A 1,100-nucleotide genomic window follows, 5' to 3' on the forward strand; every position below is an offset into this window, starting at 1 on the left:
ATGAGAAAATCTTATTTTTTCCTTTAAAAACAATTCTAAACAGAATTCAGCATCAGTTTTCCCTGGAAAAACCTGCTTCATTCCTTTCAAAGTAGCTATATATGGAAAAGAACTAACCCATGGTTCATAAAGAGGGCTTAGAGGAAGGTATGAGCCAGAAAAATCGGTTGATTTTGAAAATACATTTTTCAAAACCTCAGAAACAATCTGCTGATGAGAGAATTGATGGGCTTTTAGTTTACCCGGAATATTATGAGCAAAACAACTCAATGCTAGATTCCTTTCTTCAAAGTCTGGATAAATAAAGTCCTCCTCCCCACCTTCCAATAAAACCTCATAGGCTCCAAATATATCTAGTTTATTCTCAGGTACAGCCTTACCATCTCCCAAAACAATTATTTCATGTACATTTTCCAAACGAGAAGCTACCTTTTCAATTTGAGTTATAAAATCCACATGTATCAAAAGCACCTTATCTTGGGCGTGATTCAGAGAGTAAACCATTTCTTCTGGAGACAGCTTAAGATTGACCACATGCAAATTGGCCCCCATCATTGGAACTGCAAACAGACATTCCAAATAACGATGGCTATTCCAATCAAGAATAGCCACCGAATCACCTTTCCTTACTCCTGCCTCTCGTAAAACAGAAGAGAGCTTTTGTATGCGCTTCTTAAGATTAACATAACTGTACTTTAATCTTCCTTTATACAGAATTTCATTTTCAGCATTATAGGAAAGGGAAGAATAAAAGAGGTCCTTAATAAGGATAGGAAATGAATTACTTTCTTTAGAGGATGCTATTAACTTCTTTTTGAACATTGACAAAGGCTTGTTATAAAGGCGAAGGATACTTAGTTAAGAAAGAAAAACCTTTGGAGAGATAGTTGAAAAGGCTTCCGGTAAATTAATTTTATAAATATTATTATTTTTTTTATAAATATTCAACCAATTAAGAATAATTTAAACAAAAATAGACTTACAACTACTAATCAGGATTGAGAATTAAAAAAGGTTGATACGTAAGATTTTGTAACCAAACCAAGCCTAATGGCAAATAAATAGGTTTATACTAGATTGCCATATGGCAATTAAAATTG

General features: G+C 33.3%; 1 protein-coding gene. It reads right to left on the bottom strand.

Annotated elements, in window-relative coordinates:
* Positions 1-822, bottom strand: an 822-nt coding sequence (locus tag E1171_RS00910) for an AMP-binding protein (RefSeq protein ID WP_155203187.1), incomplete at its 3' end; no start/stop codon positions are given.
* Between the last annotated feature and the right edge of the window lie 278 nt (positions 823-1,100).

The organism is Xanthovirga aplysinae (assembly GCF_009711365.1).
Classification (GTDB): domain Bacteria; phylum Bacteroidota; class Bacteroidia; order Cytophagales; family Cyclobacteriaceae; genus Xanthovirga; species Xanthovirga aplysinae.